Origin of the sequence: Bacillus sp. XT-2 (assembly GCF_025696525.1) — a bacterium.
Taxonomy (GTDB): Bacteria; Bacillota; Bacilli; order Bacillales; family Bacillaceae; genus Bacillus; species Bacillus halotolerans.
Genome location: NZ_JAHVOC010000011.1, coordinates 26,700 through 48,632, shown reverse-complemented (window position 1 = coordinate 48,632; position 21,933 = coordinate 26,700). Strand labels below are relative to the sequence as shown.

General features: G+C 46.6%; 20 protein-coding genes and 1 pseudogene. 6 read left to right on the top strand and 15 right to left on the bottom strand.

The features are described from left to right. Positions 1 to 2 precede the first annotated feature (2 nt). From lnrK to glvA, 13 genes are all read right to left on the bottom strand, one after another. Positions 3 to 665, bottom strand: a complete 663-nt coding sequence (lnrK, locus tag KXD37_RS22095) for a two-component system response regulator LnrK (RefSeq protein WP_263463738.1) — start codon at positions 663 to 665, stop codon at positions 3 to 5. Next, entirely contained in the window at positions 662 to 1,864 is a 1,203-nt protein-coding gene (locus tag KXD37_RS22090; RefSeq protein WP_038954171.1) for a sensor histidine kinase, read from the bottom strand. The genes lnrK and KXD37_RS22090 overlap by 4 nt, the downstream gene beginning before the upstream one ends. Before the next feature lie 122 nt (positions 1,865 to 1,986). Beyond that, positions 1,987 to 3,168 carry a Gfo/Idh/MocA family protein gene (locus KXD37_RS22085; RefSeq protein ID WP_106021602.1) on the bottom strand — a complete coding sequence of 394 codons (1,182 nt, stop codon included), beginning with the start codon at positions 3,166 to 3,168 and terminating at the stop codon, positions 1,987 to 1,989. Positions 3,169 to 3,177: 9 nt separating this feature from the next. After that, positions 3,178 to 4,119: a sugar phosphate isomerase/epimerase family protein gene (locus tag KXD37_RS22080; protein ID WP_106022395.1), complete on the bottom strand. Its 942-nt coding sequence runs from the start codon at positions 4,117 to 4,119 to the stop codon at positions 3,178 to 3,180. A 27-nt stretch (positions 4,120 to 4,146) separates the two neighbouring features. Continuing rightward, positions 4,147 to 5,595, bottom strand: a complete 1,449-nt coding sequence (locus KXD37_RS22075; protein ID WP_254518122.1) for a sugar porter family MFS transporter — start codon at positions 5,593 to 5,595, stop codon at positions 4,147 to 4,149. Positions 5,596 to 5,768: 173 nt separating this feature from the next. Continuing rightward, positions 5,769 to 6,713, bottom strand: coding sequence for an AraC family transcriptional regulator (locus KXD37_RS22070; protein ID WP_127695664.1), 945 nt, complete (start codon positions 6,711 to 6,713; stop codon positions 5,769 to 5,771). Between the two features lie 93 nt (positions 6,714 to 6,806). Beyond that, on the bottom strand, positions 6,807 to 7,664 hold the full coding sequence (locus tag KXD37_RS22065; protein ID WP_106021606.1) for a VOC family protein: 858 nt from the start codon (positions 7,662 to 7,664) through the stop codon (positions 6,807 to 6,809). 17 nt (positions 7,665 to 7,681) lie between these two features. Continuing rightward, entirely contained in the window at positions 7,682 to 8,086 is a 405-nt protein-coding gene (gene catD, locus KXD37_RS22060) for a DoxX family oxidoreductase CatD (RefSeq protein ID WP_024120620.1), read from the bottom strand. A gap of 162 nt (positions 8,087 to 8,248) precedes the next feature. Next, entirely contained in the window at positions 8,249 to 10,063 is a 1,815-nt protein-coding gene (locus KXD37_RS22055; protein ID WP_106021607.1) for an ABC transporter ATP-binding protein, read from the bottom strand. Then, entirely contained in the window at positions 10,057 to 11,778 is a 1,722-nt protein-coding gene (locus KXD37_RS22050) for an ABC transporter ATP-binding protein (RefSeq protein WP_106021608.1), read from the bottom strand. The genes KXD37_RS22055 and KXD37_RS22050 overlap by 7 nt, the downstream gene beginning before the upstream one ends. A 104-nt stretch (positions 11,779 to 11,882) precedes the next feature. Then, positions 11,883 to 13,469, bottom strand: coding sequence for a PTS maltose transporter subunit IIBC (gene malP / locus KXD37_RS22045; RefSeq protein ID WP_024120617.1), 1,587 nt, complete (start codon positions 13,467 to 13,469; stop codon positions 11,883 to 11,885). A 14-nt stretch (positions 13,470 to 13,483) separates the two neighbouring features. Beyond that, the gene (locus KXD37_RS22040) at positions 13,484 to 14,248 is read right to left on the bottom strand and encodes a MurR/RpiR family transcriptional regulator (protein WP_024120616.1); all 765 of its coding nucleotides are present in this window, start codon (positions 14,246 to 14,248) and stop codon (positions 13,484 to 13,486) included. A gap of 65 nt (positions 14,249 to 14,313) precedes the next feature. Beyond that, complete coding sequence (glvA, locus tag KXD37_RS22035) at positions 14,314 to 15,663, bottom strand: maltose-6'-phosphate glucosidase (protein ID WP_106021609.1); 1,350 nt, start codon at positions 15,661 to 15,663, stop codon at positions 14,314 to 14,316. Between the two features lie 334 nt (positions 15,664 to 15,997). Between glvA and KXD37_RS22030 the strand changes: the two genes are divergently transcribed. From KXD37_RS22030 to KXD37_RS22005, 6 genes and pseudogenes are all read left to right on the top strand, one after another. Further along, complete coding sequence (locus tag KXD37_RS22030; protein WP_024120614.1) at positions 15,998 to 16,312, top strand: WXG100 family type VII secretion target; 315 nt, start codon at positions 15,998 to 16,000, stop codon at positions 16,310 to 16,312. 5 nt (positions 16,313 to 16,317) lie between these two features. After that, positions 16,318 to 17,520, top strand: a complete 1,203-nt coding sequence (locus tag KXD37_RS22025; protein WP_101863596.1) for a hypothetical protein — start codon at positions 16,318 to 16,320, stop codon at positions 17,518 to 17,520. Between the two features lie 11 nt (positions 17,521 to 17,531). Beyond that, entirely contained in the window at positions 17,532 to 18,317 is a 786-nt protein-coding gene (locus tag KXD37_RS22020; RefSeq protein ID WP_106021610.1) for a hypothetical protein, read from the top strand. A 16-nt stretch (positions 18,318 to 18,333) separates the two neighbouring features. Further along, positions 18,334 to 18,888 (top strand): YfjD family protein, encoded by a 555-nt coding sequence (locus KXD37_RS22015; protein ID WP_106021611.1) that lies wholly within the window; start codon positions 18,334 to 18,336, stop codon positions 18,886 to 18,888. A gap of 43 nt (positions 18,889 to 18,931) precedes the next feature. Then, positions 18,932 to 19,451, top strand: a pseudogene (locus KXD37_RS22010) (YfjD family protein). A 50-nt stretch (positions 19,452 to 19,501) separates the two neighbouring features. Further along, the gene (locus KXD37_RS22005; protein WP_081638253.1) at positions 19,502 to 19,831 is read left to right on the top strand and encodes a YnfA family protein; all 330 of its coding nucleotides are present in this window, start codon (positions 19,502 to 19,504) and stop codon (positions 19,829 to 19,831) included. 35 nt (positions 19,832 to 19,866) lie between these two features. Here KXD37_RS22005 and KXD37_RS22000 read toward each other — a convergent pair whose 3' ends face one another. After that, positions 19,867 to 20,046, bottom strand: coding sequence for a small acid-soluble spore protein H (locus tag KXD37_RS22000; RefSeq protein WP_106021612.1), 180 nt, complete (start codon positions 20,044 to 20,046; stop codon positions 19,867 to 19,869). A gap of 52 nt (positions 20,047 to 20,098) precedes the next feature. Then, on the bottom strand, positions 20,099 to 21,916 hold the full coding sequence (locus KXD37_RS21995) for a sigma-54-dependent Fis family transcriptional regulator (protein WP_263463737.1): 1,818 nt from the start codon (positions 21,914 to 21,916) through the stop codon (positions 20,099 to 20,101). Between the last annotated feature and the right edge of the window lie 17 nt (positions 21,917 to 21,933).

Here is a 21,933-nt window from a genome sequence, read left to right as displayed (position 1 = left end):
TATCAAAAGACAGATACGCCATGTCTGACGGAATAAATGGCGTCTTGGGTTCTGTCTCTGACAGACAGTTTGCTGATAATGTTTGACACGTGATTTTTCACTGTTCCTTCTGTAATGTACAGCTTTTCGGCAATTTCTTTATTGTTCAGTCCGTACCCGAGCTCAGCCAGCACTTCCATTTCACGCTCGGTCAGTTCGAACAGTTCCTTCGGTTTTTCTTTCTCTTCCGTTCCTTTCAGCTGTTTTTCTCGTTTCCATTCATTCAGCATTTGGGCTGTGAGTTCCGGCGGGAGCACCATTCCTCCTGATTGAACAGTCATCACCGCTTTCACAATCGTATCGGCTGACATGTCCTTTAACAGGTACCCGCTTGCCCCTTCTTCAAGCGCTTCGGCAATCAGCTCTGAATCTTTAAAGGTCGTCAGCATCAGCACCTTTACGCCCGGCAGCGAGCTGGTGATCAATTTTGTTCCCTCCACCCCGTTGGACACCGGCATGCGGATGTCCATTAATACGATATCCGGTTCCAGCTCTTTCGCCTTTTCAAAGGCTTCCTGTCCGTTTCGCGCCGTGGCGATGACATCGAGCTCTTCCCGGAGCTGAAGCAGAGACGCCAGCCCTTCTCTGACGATATCCTGATCGTCGGTAATGATGATTTTAATCATGATAAACTCTCCTTTTGCTGTGCGGGCCCAAAGCTCCATTTTTTATTAGCCAAAGAAAATTCCGCAATCACGGTAAATCCTTGATCCCGCTCGCTTTCAAAACGGATCATCCCGCCATGCTCGGCCGCCCGCTTTTTCATATTCAAGAGACCAAATCCCAGCGCGGCCTCAGGATTTCCTTTTCCGTCATCTTTAATTAAAAGACTGACTGTTTCCGGTGAACACGTGAGCTGAATCGAGCAGGCAGTGGCGCCGCCGTGACGTTTTGCATTGGTCAGCGCCTCCTGCACCGTTCTGATCACAGTCGGATGCAGAGACAGCGGGACCAGCGCAGGATCGCCGCTGACCGTCAGTTCGGATGTGACGCCCGCATTTTTGTAAAAGTCTTCTGTCAGTTGTTTCAGCGATTCAATGAATGAGGGATCGTTCTCCGTTTGCAGGGTTCGGACTGATAAGCGGATATCGCCGAGTGCTTCACGGGCGAGCGTTTCACAGACGCCGACTGTCTCATCTGCTTTTCGGCTGTCTCTTTTTTGCCATTCACGCAGAAGCTGCAGCTGGACAAGAAGCGCCGTCATTTTGTGCCCTACTGTATCATGGATGTCCCGTGCCATTCTGTTCCGCTCGTGAATGGCAGTGAGTTCTTCGACCTGCTTCGCATATAAATGCAGCTCCTGGTGTGCTGCTGACAGCGCCCGATGCGAATCCGTCAGTTCCTGAAACTGCTGTTTTGCCGTTTCTTGTGCTTCAAGAAGTTTGCGGATTAATTTGCCGACCACCCCGCAGAACACCACAAATGTCATGCTGGTGATATGATCCATGACGTATTCATTGCCGGCTAGCAGATATGTACGTATGAGGACAATTGAAAACAAAATTGAGCAAAGACATAACAAAAACCATGCCATTTTTCTATTGAACCCGCGCAGAAAAAATGCGACAGCTACCGGGCATAGCATAATAATGAACAAACCATTGCCGGGAAACATGAATCCAAACGAAAAGCCGACCGTAAGATCAATCAGACAAAACCAGACGTCATACTTCTCTGTTTTCAGCAGAAAATGATTGGCTGCATACACGGCAGCTCCTAACGCTATAAATAGATATTCAAACCAGTTATCATCCTTTACGAGGGACAGATACATCGAACAGCTCACCATCAAGGTGAAAATTCTTGTAAATAAAAGAGCCTTCACGCTCATCACTCCTATAAGCAATTCCTTTCTTATCATACCTGCCTCTTGTTATTTTTTACAGGTGTTTCTGGAAAATAAAAACCGCATATGAACTTTATGTCATATGCGGCGCATCCCCTCATTTATTTAAATTCAACCCAAACTGACCCTTGGTTTGCCGAGCGCACGCAGTTCTCAATCCAGCGAATGCCCTCGATCCCTGCATCAATGTCAGGATACACCAAGTTGTTCAAGATTTCTTCATCTTCACGGTTTTTGGCGTCTATCGCAATGGCAAATTTAAGATAAATATTGGCCCATGCTTCAGACAGCCCTTCGCTGTGTAAGGCGCCCAGTCGTTCATCGGCGCTGCAAACATCATCTAAATACGGCATGCCGCGAACGAGTGTCTGGCTCGGCTCTCCCTGCACTTCATACGTCAGTTCATTTGGCATATTGTCCCACCACTCAATGCTTGCCTTTGAGCCGACAATCCGGATTCTATGGCCATCCATACATCCGGCATTGATTGACGATGCCCACATCGTTCCGACCGCTCCATTTTCATAATGCATCAGCACATGGGCATTATCCTCTAGCGGTGCGCGGCTGCCGACGAAGCTCTGTCGGTCACACAGCAGCTCTTTAATTTTCATCTTAGGCAGAATAAGCTGTGACATATAATACGTGTGGGTAGATAAATCGCCTAGTACAAAACTTGGCCCGGCGATCGCAGGGTCGACACGCCATTTCTGTGCAGCGCTTATGTTTTCGCCTTCATCTGCCGCACAAAAACCGTGTGTGTACTGCAAGTCAACCACACGAATATCGCCGATCTTGCCCTGCTCAATCATCGCACGCATTTGAAGGAGCATTTGATTGCCGGAAAAACCGTATGTCACGCCGACAATTCTCCCTTTTTTCTCTGCGAGCGCTTTGATTTCATAGCCCTCTTCTGAAGTGAAGAACAGCGGTTTTTCACAAATGACATGCAGATCTGCTTCAAGCGCTGCCTTACAGATCTCATAATGAGTGCCGTTCGGAGTGGCAATCGATACAACCTCTATGCCATCCTCTCTTTTCGCTTCCTCCGCAAACATTGTTTGATAGTCGGGATAACAGCGTTCCGCATCCACTCCGAGGTTCACCCCGAAGTCTTTTCCTCTTTCGGCATTGATATCAAAGGCGCCTGCGGTTAATTGAAAGGCAGTATTGTCTCTCAGCGCTCCAATACGATGTTTATATCCAACCTGGCTGAGCCGCCCGCCGCCTACCATTGCCCAGCGCAGCGGTTTTGAAATGATTCTTTCTCCATTTAGCATTATGAAAACCTCCTATTGGCTGATGGTTTGTTTTAAAGCTTCTATCGATGTGCGGATGCCCGCCTCCGGTGACATCGTTAAGTCCTCCATTTCTAAGGAAACCTCACCGTCATACCCCATCATTTTTACGACTGAAAAAAATTCCTTCCACCACTGTAAATCCCGTCCGCAGCCGACAGCTACATAATTCCATGCCCGGTTTGCAGGATCTGTCACTTCTTTTGTTTCTAACAGCCCGTTAACCGCAGCTAAATGTCTTTCAATTCTGACATCTTTTCCATGAACATGGTGAATGGCTTCTCCGAGCTCCCTTGCTGCGATGATCGGGTCTGCGCCCATCCATAATAAATGGCTCGGATCAAGATTCAAACCGACCATCGGGCCGACTGCATTTCTGAGTCGAAAAAGAGTCTCAGGATTATAGACTAATTGAGAGCTGAAATTTTCAAGCGCGATTTTTTCAACACCGCAGGCTTCCGCTTTTTGGACAAGCTCCTTCCAATAAGGAATCGCAACATCTTCCCATTGATAGTTGAGGATATCTTTTAAAACGGGAGGCCAGCTCACTGTGTATGTGATCCAGTTCGGCACTTTGTCGTCCGGGCCGCCGGCTGGCAGGCCGCTCATCATGATCACTTTTTTGACGCCTAATAATCCAGCCAGCTCCATCGTTTTGTCCGTTACTTCTCTGTGCAATTTGCCCAGTTCGCCTGGATCCAAAGGATTCCCCGAGCAGTTTAAAGCGCAAAGTGCCATATTCCGCTTTTCCAGCGCTGCTGAAAATTCTTCTCTTTTGTGGCTGCTTTGCAGCAGTTCATCAAGATTCAAGTGAGGCGCAGGCGACCAGCCTCCGGTTGTCATTTCAAGCGTATCAATGCCAAGCTCCGCGGCAAAATCGAGCATTTCTTCAAAAGGCAAATGTCCTAAGCTGTCTGTTACATAAGATAGTTTCATTGATAGATTCCTCCTGGTATCTGCAGATTACAATAAGTGAGTTGTTTGATTTTGGATTTCCTGATCAGCGCGGCGGCCATACTGGCGAAAGGAATGCTCAAGCTGTTCAAGTGACCGCCCTTTTGTCTCAGGCACATATTTTTTCACAAATAGAATCGCTAGGATATTCATAGCGACAAAGATAAAAAATGTCGCCGACATCCCAATATGATTGAGCAAAATGGGAAAGGTGAATCCAATGAGAAAGTTAGCTGTCCACAAGCAGAAGGTGCTGATCCCCATGCCAAGCCCCCGCACATGCATAGGAAAGATTTCCGAGAGCATCAGCCACGTCACTGTAGAAATGGCAGCCTGCTGAAACGCAAGAAACAAAACGGTCAAACTCAGCACAACATACGGCAGGGCGGGTGTTCCTTCAAGGACAATGGATAAAATCCCGATCAGCAGAAGGGCTGTCATCGTGCCAATCTGTCCGATGATCAGCATGGGCCGGCGGCGGACTTTGCCGAGAAGCCATATCCCAAAAATGACCGCGATAACTGAAATAACACCGTTTGCAATATTGCCGATTAATGCAGCTTCTGTTTGAAAACCGGCTTCTCTCAGAATTTCTGTCCCATAGTACATGATCGAATTGACACCGGTAATTTGCTGTACGATGGCGATTCCGATCCCAATGAATAGAATGCGTCTGATCCACGGCTCTTGAAAACCATGAAAGCCGGTCTTTTTTGCTGTGCCCTCAATCGCATGTTTGATTTCTTTTATTTCCTGCTGTGCCCGGCTGTCTTCACGGATTTGCCGAAGCACCCGCAGAGCGTCACCCATTCTGCCTTTAGCCGCCAGCCAACGCGGGCTTTCAGGCACGATGAGCATTCCGAACCATAACACAACAGCCGGAAGTGTCGCGATGACCAGCATATACCGCCATACATTTGCGCTCTCCCCCATTGTGCTGCCGATAATGGCGTTAAAGGTGTATGCCAGCAGCTGGCCAATTACGATCATCAGTTCATTTTGTGTCACGATTCGTCCCCTGCGTTCTGCCGGCGAAATTTCCGCTAAAAAGGTTGGAACCGTTACAGAAGCGCAGCCAACCGCCAGTCCGAGCAGAAAACGAAAAGCAATCATCACGGACGCGTTTGGTGAAAAGGTACAGCCAAGTGTGGCTGCGATGAAAAGTAAGGCTAAATAAAGGATCGTTTTTCGGCGGCCGTGCCGATCGGACAGACGTCCTCCAAACATCGCCCCGAAGGCTGCCCCGAGAAGCAGGGAACTCGCAACCAGTCCTTCTGTAACAGGTGTAAGATTGAGTTGACCTGCAGTTGCCATAAAAGGAAGTGCCCCATTAATGACACCCGTATCATAACCGAACAACAGGCCGCCGAATGTAGATACCAATGTAATCGTTCGTAAAAGCCCTTTATGAGCTAAGCTTTCTTTTGCTTTTACAGCCTCTTTCTTTTTTGTACTCACGGCTTTCTTCCCCTTCTTTCAAGAATGGCAGAGCACCCGACACCAAGCATAAGCCAATGCATCCCTCCTTCAGAACATTCATTGTTGTAACCGCTTTCTAAAGAGATTATAAGACAACGAGATTTCTCGCGTCTTTATCATATTAAGACATTGTTTTGTCATTTCAGGACATCTTATTCGTGCGGCTTGGCCTGTTCGATTTTTTGAAAAGGTTTATTGATTTGAAATGCGGTCATTTTTGAATCTTTATAAAGGGAGCGGAAAAGCCCTGGTGAGCTGCCGATTTTGGCGGAAAATATGCGAGTGAAATAATGTACTGAGAAACCGATTTCTTCCGCTACTTCTTTAATCGATAGATTCGTTGATTTCAGCAGCTCGGCAGCTTTGTTTATTTTTTCATTTTGGACAAATTCTGAGTAGCTGACGCCCAGTTCTGCTGCAAATAAACGTGATAAGTGCCTCCCTGAGATATGAAAGTGGCTGGCGACATCCGTCAGCTTTAACGGTTGTGACAGATTGTCTTTTATGTGCAGTTTCACCTCTGTCAGCAAAGCAGAAGATGTGTGAATGGGCTGCTTTTGTTTCGGGCGATGGGCGGACGGGAGAAAGATTTGGATTAATGACAGGATCAATGCATGCGACAAATGAGATAGGATCTCTTTGTCAAAAGCATTGACAGGCTGCGCTGCTTGCAGCATTAACGTTTTCCAAAGCAGGCCCGGCGGTTCGCCATCTTTCAATTGCATTGTGATAAAGGGGCTTTGTTTCACTTCTTCCATCACTTTAATCCATTCGGTGCTTGACTGATCCTCGCTCAGCTCGAAAGCGACGTAAAAAAGGAACAGCCCTGTTTCACTTTTGATTTGGTGCAAATGCGCCGGCTTTGACAAAAAAATCGTCTGTTCACGAAGCGGATATGTACGATCGCCTTCAAGGTAATATCCTTCACCTCTTACGACGTAACAAATTTCATAAAAGGAATGCTTATGAAGCAGTGTGTTATAGTGGTTCGTCATCGCTCCCCAATAGTGGACGTAAAATGAAACATCCTTTTGCTCTAAGCGATGCACATATTGATTTAATGCTATTTTGCCCGTCACAAGGTGGTTGAGTTCCATGTAAACGCCTCCTAACAAGTTGGTTCTCCCATCATAACAAGGCGGACAAAAATAAAAAATCCCCCTGCCGTTTTTTCGGCAAAGGGATTACAGTCAAATCACAAATCTAATATGGGCGCTGGAAACAGGATCTTTCACCCGGAAGCTGTTTTCCGTTTCTTCGATCGAATATCTGGCACGTTTGACTCGGTCTGCCACTCGATCCAGTTCCTCTTGATGAGGCAGGACAACCGTGTAATAGTCTAGTCCGCTCGCATTTGTCGGTTTAGGCGGCGCGTTTCTTCCCGCCCAAATATTTAAGCCGATATGATGATGGTAGCCTCCGGCTGAAACGAAGAGAGCAGACATGCCCGCATAGTCTCCGACAATGTCAAAGCCCAGCACATCTGTGTAAAACGCTTTTGCTTCTTTCAGATCGCTGACATGCAGATGAATGTGCCCGATGACCGTACCGTTTGGAAGTGTTGTTTTCCGCTCTTCTCCGGCCTCTTCCAAAAGGCCCTCGATGTCGACAGCAGTTGTTGTCATGACGTAGTTTCCTTCACGATCCCGCTGCCAAGTGCTGCGGGGGCGGTCAGCGTACATTTCAATTCCGTTTCCGTCAGGATCTGAGAGATAGAGCGCCTCGCTGACAGCGTGGTCCCCCTGTCCGAGGGCAATCCCGTTTTCAATCAAGCGGGCGAGCGCGATACCAAGTTCCTTTCTGTTGGGAAGCAGAATCGCAAAGTGATACAGGCCCGTTACCGTGCGTTCAGGCAAGACGACAGCGCTTGGATTTTCTTCAAGAATAAGCAGGGGGCGTTTTCCGTCAGCCGTTAATTCAGCTTGGCGGTCCGTCTTATTCAAGACTTGAAAGCCGATCACGTTGCAGTAGAACTGAAGGGAACGCTCCAGACTGCGGATTGTGAGTTTGACATAGCCAATGGTTGTATCCTCATGAATGCTGGTCATGCTGTATGCCTCTTTTCTTATGCTGATACGTTTTCGTTCTTTTTTGCTTTAAACACAAATGGGTCCAGTGCCAGGAATCTGCTTCCAGTAAGCGCCAGGTGAATGGATGTCAAAAGCAGAAGGTAATCAAATTCTGCATTGCCCATGAATGGCGCTTTCAGCTTCACTGTAATAATGGCTCCGATCAATGTGAGAGCAAACAGAACACCTACAATACGTGTAGCCAATCCGAAAAAGACGAGCACTCCGCCAACGAGTTCAATCGCTGCGATGACATACGCCATAAAGCTTGGAAGGCCTATGCTGCCGAAAAATTGGATGGTGCCCTCCATTGCCTGAAACTTTGATAAACCGTGAACAAAAAAGATAATACCTGTGATGACTCTTAAAAGTAATGTGCCAATTTCAAATGATTTATTCATTTTTATCCTCCTTGATAAATGTTATCACTTACTTAATGTAAGCTAGTATATATACATAACTTGTTTACGTCAAGTAATTTTGTTACATTTTACGAAATTGAAATAAAAGTACTATAAATCTGTAACAAAAAAGACCTTTGTGCAGGACAAAGGTCTTTTTCTTTATTTCTGAAATTGGCTTTCGTATAAGTCACTGTAAAATCCTTTTTGGCGTACCAGCTCATCATGGCTGCCTTTTTCAATCATTTCGCCGTCTTTTAATACGACAATCTGATCCGCTCTTTGAATGGTATTCAGCCTGTGGGCAATGATAACGCTCGTTCTCCCCTCCATTAAACGGGCAAGCGCTTCTTGGATTTTCACTTCTGTTACGGTATCAATGTTGCTTGTCGCTTCATCCAAGATGAGCAGAACCGGATCGGCCAGCACGGCTCTTGCTATGGAGATCAATTGTTTCTGTCCTTGACTGATGCCCGAGCCGTTTTGCGTCAGCACTGTATCATATCCTTTTGGCATCCGCTCAATAAAGCTGTGGGCATTCGCTGTTTTTGCTGCGGCCTCGACTTCCTGATCGGAGGCATCGAGCCTGCCGTAGCGGATATTTTCTCTGATCGTGCCTTGGAACAAGAACGAATCCTGAAGCACAAACCCCATATTTTTTCTCAGGCTCGCCCTTGTCAGCTTTTTAATATCAATCCCGTCAATTAAAATGCTCCCCTCATTGGGCTCATAAAAACGGGCAAGCAGATTGGTAACAGTGGTTTTACCCGCTCCCGTCGGGCCGACAAAGGCGATTGACTGCCCGGCCGGCACTGTGAATTGGAGGTGTTTCAGTGTCTGATTGTTTTCCTCGTAGCCGAAGGAAACATTTCGGAATTCAATGCCGCCTGTTTGTATCGGCTGATGCAGGGCACTCTTTTCATCCTCACGCTCCTCTTTTTCATCCAGCACGTCAAACACCCGTTCAGCGCCGGCAATAGCGGACAGCATCGTATTAAACTGATTGGCCAGATCATTTAATGGACGCGTAAACTGTCTTGAGTACTCGGCAAAGACAACGATGGTGCCGATGGATATCCAGCCTTTCAGCGCAAACAGTCCGCCGATTGCAGCAATGATCGTAAAGCTTAAATTGTTTAAAGAGTTCATCACTTTCGGGATAAAGCCGGAAATCGTCTGTGCCCAGAAGCCTGAAGTCTTGAGTGCGGCGTTTTTTTCCAGAAATTCAGCTGTAATCTGGTCTTCCCGTGAATACGCTTTGATGACCTTTGCGCCTGAAATGCTTTCTTCAATATATCCGTTCAGCTCGCCAAGATTTTTTTGCTGTTCTTTAAACAGTTTTCCCGTACGGTTTGTAATCCATTTCAGACTCACCGCCATTACCGGAATGATCGTCAGCGTGATCACCGTCAGCAGCGGACTCATATACAGCATGACGGCAATCGTTCCGACGAAAGTGATGACGCTCGACAGAATTTGAATCACCGACGTATTTAAAGTGGAGCTGACATTTTCGATGTCATTGGTCACCCGGCTCATCAGCTCGCCATGCCGCTGTTTATCAAAAAACGGGATCGGCAGCTCATGCAGATGGGTGAACAGCTCGCTTCGCATTCTAAAAACTGTGCCTTGCGAAATCGTGATCATCCAGTAGTTTTGAAACCAGAGTGATAAAGATTGAATGAGATATATGCCAAGCAGAATGAGCAGAACGGGAATAAGCCCGCTGACCGTCTGGCCGACGATGAAATGGTCGATGGCCTTTCCGATCACAAAGGGGCCGAGGAGCCCGAATATCGCGCTGATTACGACCATCAGCATAACGAGTATAAGCAGCCCTTTTCGTTCTGCCAGGTAAGACCAGATTCGTCTCAAGGTGCCTTTTGTATCCTTTGCTTTCGCCCTTTTTTTGGCGCGCTCTTTTTTATCGATTGGGATTTTGGGATATTGGAAAGGCTGGCGGATGTCTTTCAGCACGACTCGCTCCCCTCCCTTCCGAATTGTGACTCGTAAATGCGCTTATATAAATGTGAGTCGGAAAGCAGCTGGCTGTGTGTGCCTTTTTCTATCAGCTCTCCATCCTCGAGCAGCAAGATTTCATCAGCTTTCATGGCCGTTGTTATTTTTTGTGTAATGATTAAGGTTGTGCACTCATATGTGCTGATGGCCTCAAGCAGATTCGCTTCCGTTTGCAGGTCAAGCGCGCTTGTGCTGTCATCCAAAAGAAGGATGGAGGGTTTTCTGATCAGTGCCCTTGCAATAGAAATCCGCTGCTTTTGACCGCCGGACAAATTGACGCCTCTTTGTCCCAGGACGGTATCATATCCCTTCGGAAGCTTCATGGTCGTTTCATGGATTTGCGCATGTTTGGCCGCTTCCATTATTTCATCAAGTGAAGCATTTTCTTTGCCCCAAGCAATATTTTCTTTGATCGTGCCTGAGAACAAGAGCACTTCCTGGGGCACAAATCCGATTTGCTTGCGAAGGCCCTCCGCCGGAAAGTCATCAATAGGCTTTTCATCTATGTAAATGCTGCCCGAATCCGGCTTATAAAGCCGCGGAATGAGCTGAAAAAGCGTCGATTTCCCTGATCCTGTCGCCCCGAGAATCGCGATCGTTTCTTTCGGCTTTGCGGAAAATGAGACATTGCGCAGCGCTTCTCTGTCCATATCCGGATATCGGAAGGACACATCCTGAAAGTCAATTCGGCCTGACAAGCGAGATGAGAGTAATCCTTCCTCCTGCTCGTCACCTTCTGTTTCAAGCACCTCGCCGATTCTGTCGCCTGAGGCTTTTGCCCGGGTGAAAATCATAATCAAAAACGGGAACATAGAAAGCGCACCCGTAATTCGTGTCGCATAGTTAATAACCGCAACGACATCGCCGACCTGAGAACCTCCGCTTGTGATGCTGTGAGCTCCCGCCCATAAAATAAAAAGAATACAGAGGTTCATCAGCAGCATCAGCACAGGCATCGTAAATTCTACAAGCTGAAATGCCGAGACCGTTTTTTCCATCAGCATCGTGTTTGCTTTGATAAATCTCTTGACCTCATGGCTTCCGCGCAGCAGCGCTTTAATCAGCTTGATCGCAGTTAAATTCTCCTGCATGATCGTATTCACCTGATCCAGCCGCTTCTGCACAGACCGGAACAGCGCCCCGCCCTTTTTCAGTACCCAAAGCAAAAACAAAATCAGGATCGGAATCGTCACAAGAAGAAAAAAGCCGAGCTTCACATTAACGGCGAGTGACAGCGCAATGCCGCCCAAAATCATTAACGGCGCACGCAGCATAAACCTCAGGCTCATAAAAATCAGGTTTTGCACCTGTGTTACATCGTTTGTCAGCCTTGTCATATAGGATGAGGACGAAAACTGTCCAAATGTTGAATAAGAGAAGGACTGGATTTTTTGAAAAAGCCCTTTTCTCGTATCGTAGGAAAAGCTTTGGCTGACATGGGCAGCGTAAAAGGAATTCAGCATCCCCGCCGCAAATGATAAAATGGTCAGACCGATCATGACCGCACCCCATATCCAAACGTGCCGCATGTCTTGCTTCAAAATCCCATCGTCGATGATTTTTGCGATCAATAGAGGCTGTACCAGTTCAACCGCGAGTTCCGTCAGCATGAGAATCAGCGCAATTCCCACCAGAAGTGAGTATGGTTTTAAATATGATAAAGCCTTTGACATGTAAAAGCCTCCAAATCCCTTATACTCGATTGTCTCTTTCTTTACTTTACTATGATGGTCTTTTTGACGGCAAACGAAAACCCTCCCAAAAAGGAGGGTCTGCTTTATTGATTTAATAGTTTTTCCACACGCTCCCGCATCTGCGGCACACTCAATCCGATAATCACCTGAAACGCTTTTCCGTTTCTGACGACGCCGTGAGCTCCAAGCGCGCGGAAGACGCTGTCGGGTTCGACCTTTTTTTCATCCTTGACGCTGACTCTGAGGCGGGTGGCGCAGTTTGTGACCTCGGTGATGTTGTCTTTTCCGCCTAACGCTTCGATGTACAATGCAGCGGTTTCATCTGCCGTTTCTGCAGCGGAGGCTGTTTCATCCTTTTTGTTTTTTCTTTCTCTGTATTCTTGTTTCGAATACAGCTTTGTTTCCTGCTGATCGTCAATTTCCCGTCCCGGTGTGGCAATATTGAATTTGAGGATCAGAAATCGGAAGACGAAAAAATAAATTGCAGTAAATGAGAGTCCAATCAGAATTTGATACACATACGTCATACCGTGGCTGCCAAAGAGCGGAATCCAGTTCAGGGTAACCGCCTCAATTAACCCGCCCCCCATGTTTCCGACAACACCGGCCATATACATGACCGTCGACATTGTCGCGGCGAGTACGGCGTGAACCGCAAATAGGAAAGGAGAGATGAATAAGAAAGTAAACTCAATCGGCTCTGTGATGCCGGCGACGATCGCCGTGAGTGTGACAGGAATCAGCAGGCCGGCAACGAGTTTTTTCTTTTCCTTTTTGGCTGTGACATAAAACGCGAGCGCAATCCCCGGAATGCCGAAGATTTTTGAATTGCCGTGAAGCGCGAATCCGCCTTGCGGGAACAGCTCCTTCAGCGGTTTGGCGCTTTGTGAATATTCACCAAGGTGCTGCGCCCAATACGTGACGATCCCGCCTTCCGCCACAGCCGGGCCGTAGATGAACGGCGTGTAAATAAAATGATGAAGACCGGTCGGAATCAAAATCCGTTCCAAAAATGTGTAAATCCAAACGCCCACCGCCCCGGAAGCGACAAGAAAGCTTTGAAGCGACCCGATTCCCGTTTGGACCATCGGCCAGATAAAAGACACGGCCAGAGCGACCGGAATCATAATGAAGAAGGAAATCATGACGATATACGTGGAGCCTTGAAAGATGCCGAGAAAATCAGGCAGTTTTTTATCAAAATAGCGGTTATGCAAAAATACGACAATGGAAGAAATAAAGATTGCCCCAATAATGTTGGTATCAAGCGTTTTAATGCCGGCAATCATCGTTAATCCGCTCGTTCCGCCAACCTCTTGATTCATATCAACGCCAAAGGCGCCTCCCCAGACTGTCAGGATCGAGCTGACAAAATAATTAAACGTTAAATAAACCGTAAGCGCTTCCAAACAAGCGCGCGCCTGAGCTTTTTTCGCCAAAGCGACTGGAATGCCGATGGCGAATAAAAGCGGCATTTGATTAAATACCGTCCAGCCGCCTTGCTCAATGATATACCAGCACTGATACCAAAACCCGTCAGGATCAGCGAGCGGCCCCATCAGGGTTTCGTTTTTGAAAAGCGTGCTGACACCCACGATAATGCCGGCGAACGCAAATAATAATACAGGCACAAACATCGCGCTTCCAAAGCGCTGGACTTTTTGCATCATACCAAAACCCCCTGCTACTCAATGTCGTTTTTTTCAGCTTCTTTGTAATCAACATATGCGCGGAACAATGCTTCGCCAACGAGAAAAAACGGCGCAAAAGCGACAATTTCTTTTTTATCACTCAATGTCACGGGCTTGCTTGTCGCATAAAGATTATGCGGTGTGAGCTGGGCGAGGACATTGTTTTTCAAATTCGTAATGGAAATAAAGGGAACTCCCTTTGCGGAAAGCATTCTTGCCTGCGGAATCAGCTCAGGCGTTTCTCCGGACAGCGAAATGATGATAAACAGGTCATTCACCTTAAAATCATCCTGCATCTGGTCAAATTCATTTCTGCCCTCAATTAAAATCAGATACTTATTGAGAGGGATAAACATTCTTTGCAAATCATGGGCGCATATCTTTTGCGCCGTTCCGGACCCGTACACGAAAATGCGGTCCGCTTCATCAATCAGCTGGCACATGTCCGTCATGTCCTTTGTCCTTATAAATTTCAAATTTGCTTCAATATCATCCAGCAGCTTTTGAAAACTCATACTCTCGCCTTCTTCCGGCTGATCTTCCCACTTCAAAAAAACGCGAAATTCACTGTAGCCGCTGAAACCGAGCTTTTGGGCAAGACGCAAAATCGAGGAACGCGATACGCTGCATGCTTTCGCAAGGGCATCGATTCCAAGACGATAGCACGTGTTCTTGTGATTCAATATATATTTCAAAATATGAAAATCATTGTCATTTAATTTACTGTAATGCTGATTAATCAGTTCTTCGAGCTGCATATCAGATCCCCCCATTTTCTTTCTATTATATACAATATAGATTTCGAAAATGGGGGATTTTTCAGTTATGAGATACGGCTCGGGCTTTGATCAAGCTCAGGCCAGAAATCTTTGTTGGCCTCCAATAAATCTTCGAGAATAAGCCTTGCCACACGGGCGTTCGGCACTGTTTTTGAGAGAATGAGCGCCTGCCATAGCTTTTGGAAGGATTTTTCCGTCCACGCCTCAACTGTCAATTTTTCAACTGATACCTGCTGTTCCATCAGTCCTTTTTGGAACTGCGGAATGTTTCCGACTGTGATCGGTTCAGGCCCGTTTGAGCCGACGATACACGGCACCTCTACCATCGCTGTCGGGTCAAAGTTTGCGATTGCGCCGTTATTTTCAACGATTAAAAGCATTCTTTCACCTGTATTGTAGGCAATGGCGCGGGCAAGATCGACGATATATGACGCGTGATCGTCTATTTTGATTTCGCTGTTTTTAGAGGACTGCTCGCGTGCAATCATGTCGCATTGGCTGAAAATAAAGGCTTCGCGCCCTTCCATGACTTCGTTTGCCCGCGTATGGTTCGGATTTGATTTTTTCACCATGTCATCCGGGAACAGATAATATTGTAAATACGTATTCGGCAATGTGTCCGGATCGGCGGCCTGCACGTCACGCGCTTTTGCGAACGTGTCATTCCAGCTCGCCTCCACCGCCTCGGACTCTGCGTTCGGAATATACCCGTACTGAGACACATGTTCCTTCAGCTTCGGCATTAAATTATTGCCCTCTTGATCCTGAATGGATGTCCACCAGCCGAAATGATTTAATCCATAATACCGGACCTTCATTTCTTTTCTTGAGGACAGGCCGAGAATTTGCGCCATACGGTCTTCGATACCGACCGGCATATCACAAATGTTGAGGATTTTCGAGTTCGGTCTGAGGCGTCTCGTTGCTTCCGCCACAATCGCCGCCGGGTTGGAGTAATTCAGCATCCACGCATCTGGCGAGTATGTTTCCATGTAATCTAATATTTCAAGCACGCCGCCAATTGAACGCATACCGTATGCGATACCGCCCGGTCCGCACGTCTCCTGGCCCACAACTCCGTACTTCAGCGGAATTTGCTCATCAAGCGCACGCATCGCGTATTTCCCTACCCTGATGTGTGCCATGACAAAATCAACGTCTGTAAAAGCTTCTTCCGGGTCAGTCGTCGCTGTAAATTCAATTTCGGGTGCTTTTTCTCTGATAAAAACGTCACAGGCCCCCGCGATCCGCTCCTGTCTTTCCTTATCATTGTCATACAGCTTCAGCTTTCTGATCGGAAACTCATCCAAATGGTCTAAGAGCATCAGAACAATCCCGGGAGTAAATGTGCTCCCTCCGCCCGCTATTACGATTGAGAATGATTTTTTCTTCATATGACGACCTCCTTGATAACGTTTACATTTTATTTATATCATGTGACAGCTTGTCTCGTAATACTTTTGGCGCACTTAGGTCATTTGATCAGTTTTAGTTTTTTTTCCCATCGAGCGGGAAATTTCTCACTTATCTATCAGTTCAACAATTTGATTTTTTTACCTTTTTTGTAATCTCAAAGTCTCATCATCTGTGAAATTTGAGTGAATATACGCCCTTCCAATTCTTATGAAAAGGTTCTTTTGTACGATTCGGATACATGCCGAATTATTTATAATCATTTATATAAAACATCCATTTGTGCGTTAATTTAGGAAAGGCAGGGGACAAAAGTTGGACTCACATAAAGTCATCGAGCTTGCAAATCAGTACAGTGCAGCCGCAGAAGAGGTCAGAAGCTCAAAAATGCTCCTTGACTCCCGGTTATCTGCATTGGGCGATGCGTGGCAGGGAAAAGCAAGAGACACATTCGACCAGGATTTCGAGGAAACAAAAGCCGCCTACGATCAGTTCGAACAGGAGCTGCTTGAAACAAGCCAGGAACTTAAGGCAGCTGCCGTAAAAATAGAAGAACGAAAAGCTGAGATTGCCAGAATGGAAGAATTAGAAAGAAAAGCAAGAGAGGAAAGACATAAACTCGAGAGGTGAATAGCGTGTCAGGAAACATTGCAGTTGATCCGGATAAGCTTGAACAGCTGGCGAATGATGTGGTCACAGAATTAACTGATATGGAAAACAAATATAAGGATTTGCATATGGAGCTGGGACAGCTGATTTTACAATGCGATCCCCGCTACAGCAGCTGTTTTTCGGGTGTTGGGGATGCTTGGAGCTCAGGAAAAGCACTCGTCAGCAAGCTGAGTGACAATGAGATATTCATCAGAAAAACGAGCGACAAATTTGTTGAGCAAGACAATATTTTACGAAAGCTTTATAACGCTTACGACAAATACGGAACGATGACAAGCTTAACCGCCCTGATGCTGACCCAGGGAAAATACTACGGATTAGGGCTTACAAAGTTTGTGAAACAGCCAAGCGGCTTACATACTGCACGGCATTCAAAGCTTCTATTGGACATTTCCAGAGCAGTAGACAGCTCCCGTTATCAAAAAGCAGCCAGAGTGCTTTTGAACCCAAAATATCTGTTTAAAAAGACAAACCGGCCATTTTCTGATTTGGTACATAAAAAGTTTACAAAATACTTTCCGCAGGACACGGTGGATTTTTCAAACAGCGTAAGGAGCTATACAAGAGGATTTGTTAATGAAGCCGGCGTACGCTCAACATTGAAGGATGTCGGAAAAACAGGCTTGAAATTCGCAAAAGGAAATGCCATTACAGCGACACTGATAACCGGAGCGACAGAAACGTTTGGAGCAGGCTTAAAGATCGCAGAAAATTACGCGAAATACGAAGACAAACCCGAAGTGCTCAAACGGGAAAATGCAAAAGCTGTTGGCAATGCAGTGAATAACACTATTTTTGTCGCTGGCGGCGCAACGGCAGGCGCTGTAATAGGCGGGGCGATCGGAAGTTTTGCTGGCCCTGTTGGTACTGTCCTCCTTGGCGCAGCTGGCTCTTATGTTGGCGGAGTGGTAGGAGAACAAATTGCCAAATTTACGGCAGGTTTCGCCGAAAAGGCAGCCTTAAAGCTGAAAGAACCGATTCATGCTGTTGTAAATACTGCCAAAAAGGGGCTGGAAGCGGCCGGCAAAGTCGTAAAAACGGTGAATGACGGCATAGATGCGGCTAATAAAACAATTCATAAAGGAATGGCCAAAGCAAAGAAAACGGCGGACTCGCTCATACACGGCGCAACTCATTTCCTTAAAGGCAAACTTTCATTCGGATAGGAGAATAAATCATGAATCAGTTTACGATCAGCTTAGAAGAGCTCATATTTTGTTTTTACAGCGAAGGCTTTTTTGAACAGGGCATGTCACTGAAGCAAGCCTATTTTCCTGAAGTAGAAGATGAGCAGCTCGGATTTTTATTTGAAGCGGCCTGCCGTTCGCTTTTGGCGAAGGATGCTGCTGAATATCGGAATCATCAATACAGATTAAAGGACGAGTATTGCCCGTTTATCCACGTATTAAATGACGCGGACTATACAGTGAAGCTTTCCAAGTTTGACGAGCAAGGCAGCGAACGGAATGTTTCCTGCCATGTTTCAAAATTCGGCACCTACTCCCATGAGCTTCTTTTTGATGAGCAAGTACATAGTATAAAAAAAATGGAATCAAGCGACGGATTACTTACAAAAACAGCTGAGTTTTTAAATATAATAGATACCGAGGATAAAAGTGAATTTATCCTGACTTTGACATCAAAAGAATTTGAAGCACTTCTGGAAGGTGCTTCCGAGACTCCCTCATACCTGAAGGAATTCCTTGGAAAGCACGACTACCAGGAGGACATTACCCGGTTTATAAATGATTTGTCATTACGTAAAGGAAAGATGGATACGCTGATGCGCCTGTCTTACGATAAAGATAACGCACCGGAAGTGGATGACATGGCTTTTATCTTGCCCGGCACCCGCCATACTTGGCTTGTAACGGGTATCACCCAGAATGAATTTACTGTCATGGCTGCTCATAAGGATGTTGTAAATCAAATCATTTCAAAACCGAACGAGAATCTGAATTGATAAAAGGAGAAGAGCATTGGAAAATCAAGTAGTCGAAGTCAAAAGCAGAATGTTCCTGAGAATATGGGCTTTTGTCGGATCTGCCGGTATGGGGCTTGCTTGTTTATGGCTGTTTTATATGGGGATTACCTTTCAAACGAAATATTATCTCCTAGCCATTCCAGCAGGTTTTCTATTCACCTTGTTTTGTTTATATTTATTTATCATCTTTTTTCCTGCCTTTACCTCTAGGGGAAATATCATCTTCCGTATTAAAACCGGAAAAGATGGTGAGATATTCACTGACAAAGCGGCTGTAAAATTTGCCGATATCAAGAAAATTGAAATGAATCGCAATAAATACCGCTTAAAAGGGATTTTCCAGGAAGATGTCATAATTCAAACAACTAACCACAAGACAATTCGCATTCCGACTTGGAACATCATTCCAAACCCTTTGTTTTTTGAAGCGGTTGAACGTTATATTGTCCCACATATGAATGATGAAGCGAAAACGAATTGGATCGGTCAGTTTACAGAGATTCAGCGCAATGTGTATTTAAAGGAATTTGAGAATCATCCGAAGCTTTAGGAGCAGCACATTGGAATCACATGATATCGAAGTCAAAAGCAGAATGTTTTTCAGAATCTGGCTGTTTCTCGCAACAGGCGGCGCCGTGATTGCAGGCGTGTGGCTGGTGTCAGAAGCCATTACGTTCGAATCCAAGTACTCTCTGCTTTATTTGGGCGGCGGATTGATGGCAATTGTCTATGGCTTGATCACATTTTCTATGGTTTTACCGGCGTTCACAAGCCGAGGACATGTTATTTTTCGTATTAAACAAGGGCCTGACGGGGAAATCTTCACAAAAAAACGCAGCGTGCCTTTTACTGAAATCAAGCGCATTTATATGGGACGCCATCAATACAGTTTGAAAGGGATTTTCTTTGAGGATATTATATTGAGAAGAATGACGGCAAGATCGTTCGTATTCCGACTTGGAACATCATAGCTAATCCATTATTTTTGAAGCGGTTGAACGTTATATGCTGCCCCATATGACGGAAGAGGCGAAAAACAATTGGATCAGCCAGTTTACGGAGATTCAGCGCAGTGTGTATATAAAGGAATTTGAAGAGAATCCAAAGCTTTAACGCCTCTCTCTCCTTTATAATGAAATGTAATTGAAGTTTGAGGGGTGCGCGTGATGCTGATGACCATTCTTTTATTTCTCGCGGCGGGACTTGCTGAAATTGGCGGAGGCTATTTGATTTGGCTGTGGCTGAGAGAAGCGAAGCCCGTCGGATACGGGGCAGCCGGGGCGCTGATATTGATTGTGTACGGCATTCTCCCGACGTTTCAATCCTTCCCTTCCTTCGGCCGTGTATACGCCGCTTATGGAGGAGTGTTCATCGTACTAGCTGTCTTTTGGGGGTGGCTTGTCGATCGGAAAACTCCTGATCTGTATGACTGGATCGGCGCACTGATTTGTCTGATAGGCGTTTGTGTGATCTTATTCGCGCCGCGAGCATAACAAAATGGCCTGCTTATGAAAGCGGGCCATTTTGTTTAATTCTCTTTTAAGTTGTTCAGCAGCACTTCATGCTCCTGCTGCGGTTCATCCAGCGGATAAATTCTTGCTGTTCCGGTTTCTTCATTCACATGCTGAATGTAAATCGGAACTCCGTTATAAGTTACTTTCTTCATATCCGGTGATTCCACGATTTCTTTCGCTCTCTGTATATTCATCTCAACATCCTCCTTCACCCATAACGTTTCCATTTCTTGAAAGAAGTATGCTTTATGATCCAGCGGTCATGTTAAATTTTTTCAATCGTTTATAGAAAGTGCTGCGCGGAATGCCGCTGATTTTCGCGGCTTGGGAGACGTTTCCTTTTGCCGTTTCAAGCGCATTGATGAGGATATCTTTTTGAATTTGCTCACGGAGAGTAAGCGCCTTTGTTTCAGCCCCCTTTTCTTTTACGGGGCCGATCGGCAAGCCCGACGCTTCGAGCAATAAGGAAAGCGGCTCGTCACTCAGCCGTCCGTCCGGAAACCTGATGGAAAGACGTTCAAAGACATTAAACAGCTCGCGGATATTCCCCGGCCACTTCCATTGCTTCAGTACGTCCAAAAAGGCAGGCGGAAGCTCTCCCGGCCATCCATTTTTCTGTGTGTAGTACGCAAAGAGGGCCTCTATATCTTCGAGACGGTTCCGCAGCGGAGGAAGCTGAATCGGGTAGACATGAAGGCGGTAAAACAGGTCCTCTCTGATTTTTCCGCTTTCTGCGAGTTCACGCAAATCACAATGTGTGGCAGCAATCACTCTGATATCAACCGGAATTTCTTTTGTCCCGCCGACCGGCGTAATCTTGCGTTCCTGAAGCACCCGTAAAAGCGCCACCTGCATCGAGTGGGAAATTTCTCCGATTTCATCTAGAAATAAGGTGCCATGATGCGCTTTTTGGAAGGCGCCTTTGTAGCCATCTCGTTTTGCTCCTGTAAAAGCGCCTTCTGCATAGCCGAACAGCTCGCTTTCGATTAAATCCGCCGGAATCGCTCCGCAATTCACGGCTACAAACGGGCCGTGCTTACGGTCGCTGTTTTCATGAAGCGCGCGGGCCGCGACTTCCTTGCCCGTGCCGGTTTCGCCCGACAGACAAACTGTCGCATCAGCCGCGGCCGCTCGTTCGAGGCTTTTGAGCATCACTTGCGATTGCCTGCTTTGTCCGAGGACTCCATTGAATCGAAAGGCCGGCTTTTTCTTTTGTTCTGATAAATAAAAACAAGTGCCGCTGTCCCCCATGGTGACCGCTTTTTCGATCGTAAAACCCCTTTCCTTCAACTCATAAAGATGACGGCCTTGCCAATCCGGTACTGACGTTCGTATCGGCAGGCTTGCGCCGATGATGTGCTGTTTGGCATTGCAAAGCACGATCGGCACACGGGACGCTGCCCTATCGGCAAAGCGGCTGAGCAGTTCAAGCTCTTTCTCCCTGCTTTTGGCTGCCAATTCCCTTTCCGCGGCAAAGGCGATGGCCGCGGAAATGCCGAGCATATTTGGCTGTGCGTGCGCTGCCGGGCAAGAGATATCAATCACCCCCGCAAGACTGCCGTCCTCATAATGAATCGGTGCTGCTGAGCAATTCCAGTGATGGGAGGCGACAGAATAATGCTCTGATCCTTGAATGACAACCGGCTCGCTAATGTGAAGCGCCGTGCCAATTGCATTGGTGCCAACCGCCGTTTCTGTCCAGCACGCTCCTTCGACAAAGTTAATGCGTTTGGCTTCATGCAGCGCGCGGCGATGGCCGTCAAGCGCCAGCACCATGCCGTCCGCATCAATTAATAGCGCCATCATTTCCATTTCTTTTATTGCGGGCAGCAGTTTTTCCAGGTAAGGCATTGCGGTCGACAGAAAGAATGAATGCTTGTTTGACTGCTGATCCAGTTCCGTTTGCTGCAAAACCTTCGGGCCTTTTTCTAAATAGGGGTTAACCTCAGCCTTTCTGCAGCGGTGCCAGGACTCGGCTATCCTTTTTCTTATTCGGGCTTCGTCCAGCACGCCGTCTTTCACAAAACGTTTCCAGGTTTGCAAATCGTTCGGGATCGAATTCATTCCTTGATCGTTCCTCC

Excerpts from the sequence above, each read along its gene's own strand:
- KXD37_RS22020 (WP_106021610.1), top strand. The coding sequence starts at position 17,532 with ATGAATCAGTTTACGATCAGCTTAGAAGAGCTCATATTTTGTTTTTAC.
- KXD37_RS21995 (WP_263463737.1), bottom strand. The coding sequence starts at position 21,916 with ATGAATTCGATCCCGAACGATTTGCAAACCTGGAAACGTTTTGTGAAA.
- KXD37_RS22050 (WP_106021608.1), bottom strand. The coding sequence starts at position 11,778 with ATGTCAAAGGCTTTATCATATTTAAAACCATACTCACTTCTGGTGGGA.
- catD (WP_024120620.1), bottom strand. The coding sequence starts at position 8,086 with ATGAATAAATCATTTGAAATTGGCACATTACTTTTAAGAGTCATCACA.
- KXD37_RS22070 (WP_127695664.1), bottom strand. The coding sequence starts at position 6,713 with ATGGAACTCAACCACCTTGTGACGGGCAAAATAGCATTAAATCAATAT.
- malP (WP_024120617.1), bottom strand. The coding sequence starts at position 13,469 with ATGATGCAAAAAGTCCAGCGCTTTGGAAGCGCGATGTTTGTGCCTGTA.
- KXD37_RS22080 (WP_106022395.1), bottom strand. The coding sequence starts at position 4,119 with ATGAAACTATCTTATGTAACAGACAGCTTAGGACATTTGCCTTTTGAA.
- lnrK (WP_263463738.1), bottom strand. The coding sequence starts at position 665 with ATGATTAAAATCATCATTACCGACGATCAGGATATCGTCAGAGAAGGG.
- glvA (WP_106021609.1), bottom strand. The coding sequence starts at position 15,663 with ATGAAGAAAAAATCATTCTCAATCGTAATAGCGGGCGGAGGGAGCACA.
- KXD37_RS22065 (WP_106021606.1), bottom strand. The coding sequence starts at position 7,664 with ATGACCAGCATTCATGAGGATACAACCATTGGCTATGTCAAACTCACA.
- KXD37_RS22040 (WP_024120616.1), bottom strand. The coding sequence starts at position 14,248 with ATGCAGCTCGAAGAACTGATTAATCAGCATTACAGTAAATTAAATGAC.
- KXD37_RS22000 (WP_106021612.1), bottom strand. The coding sequence starts at position 20,046 with ATGAATATACAGAGAGCGAAAGAAATCGTGGAATCACCGGATATGAAG.